Annotated in this window: 2 protein-coding genes and 1 pseudogene; all 3 read left to right on the top strand. The window is 73.0% G+C overall.

Going from position 1 to position 1,251, the window contains the following annotated elements:
- Nucleotides 1-254, top strand: a 254-nt coding sequence (locus tag ABZ885_RS41455; protein ID WP_360200420.1) for a hypothetical protein, incomplete at its 5' end; no start/stop codon positions are given.
- A gap of 218 nt (nt 255-472) precedes the next feature.
- Complete coding sequence (locus tag ABZ885_RS41450) at nt 473-985, top strand: SigE family RNA polymerase sigma factor (RefSeq protein WP_360200418.1); 513 nt, start codon at nt 473-475, stop codon at nt 983-985.
- Nucleotides 978-1,251 (top strand): annotated as a pseudogene (locus tag ABZ885_RS41445) (hypothetical protein); the annotation flags it as partial. The gene ABZ885_RS41450 and the pseudogene ABZ885_RS41445, both read left to right, overlap by 8 nt.

The following is a 1,251-nucleotide window of genomic DNA, read 5'->3' as shown; positions in this document are numbered from 1 at the left end:
TGGCAGTCGTGGGGGTGGCGGATGAGCCCGTGCCGGAGACCACCGAGGTGCCGGCCGAGCCGGAGCCGTGGGCCGCGGCGGTGGGCGCGCTGGAGGGCTCGCCGTGGGCCGTGGGGGTGTGGGTGGGCGTGGAGGTGCCGGTTGCGGCAGTAGCCATTCCCCCCGCGGCCGCGATGGCGGTGGCGGTGGCGGTGATGAGCATGATCGGGCGGATACGCATGAAGCGGTGTCCTTTCCTGAGGGCGTCCGGTTGATGCCAGCACCCCTGTACGCCTCCCGACGCCCGGCAGGTCGCACCCCGCACACGTGATCCAGGTCATAGGCCGTCGATGCGACGCGGTGGCGGCGCTCGTGCGTACAGGGTGGGGGGCTGCGCCCGGGACGCACGGCTCCACCGCCGCGACCGAGGAGTGCTTCCCCATGCACCGCCCGTGCCGCGCGCTGACGGACAGCCCCGGAGGAGAAGCCCTTGATGACGCCACAGGAGTTCGACGCGTTCTACGCGGCGTCCTTCTCCCGCCTGACCGGGCAGCTCTACGCGCTGACCGGCAACTGGCCCGAAGCACAGGACGTGGTCCAGGAGGCCTTCATCCGCGCGTGGGACCGAAGGCGCACCTTCGACCCGGACGATGCCGCGGAGGCATGGATCCGGACCACGGCCCGGCGGCTGGCCCACTCCCGCTGGCGGCGTCTCGCCCGGGGCCTGCACTTGGCCGGACGCCACCACCGCCAAGAACCACTCACAGTCGAGCCGCCCACCGAGGAGCACCTGATGCTGGTCACCGCGCTCCGCGACCTGCCCGAGGCACAGCGAAGCGCCCTGGTCCTGCACCACATGTGCGACCTCTCCGTCGAGCAGGTCGCGGCCGAGACCGGCGCCAGCGTCAGCGCCGTCAAGAGCCGCCTCGCCCGCGGCCGGACCGCGCTCGCGGCCGAACTCGCCGGCCGAACCCCGACCAGCGAGGAAGGAAAGCTCCGTGTCTGACCCCGTCCACGACACCCTCGCCGACCGGCTGCGGCTGCTCGGCACGCAGATGCCCGCATCGACCCTGCCCGCTGCGGAGATCCGCAGACGCGCCGACCGGCGCCGCCACCGCCGGCGCGCCCTGGGCGCGACCGCGGCCTGCATCGCAGCAGCCCTGTGCCTGGCTCTCCCGTCCGTTCTGCACTCACCGGGACCACAGCACTCACCGGGACCACAACAAGGAGCAGCCACCACAGACGTCCCCTCCGTGTCGGCTTCCCCCCACC

This window comes from Kitasatospora sp. NPDC047058 (assembly GCF_040643935.1).
GTDB lineage: Bacteria > Actinomycetota > Actinomycetes > Streptomycetales > Streptomycetaceae > Kitasatospora.
Note: the sequence above shows the minus strand (reverse complement) of the source record. Positions and strands in the feature narration are given on the sequence as shown.

What these genes read in the sequence shown, in the direction of transcription:
- ABZ885_RS41450 (WP_360200418.1), top strand. Translation starts at nt 473, where the DNA reads ATGACGCCACAGGAGTTCGACGCGTTCTACGCGGCGTCCTTCTCCCGC.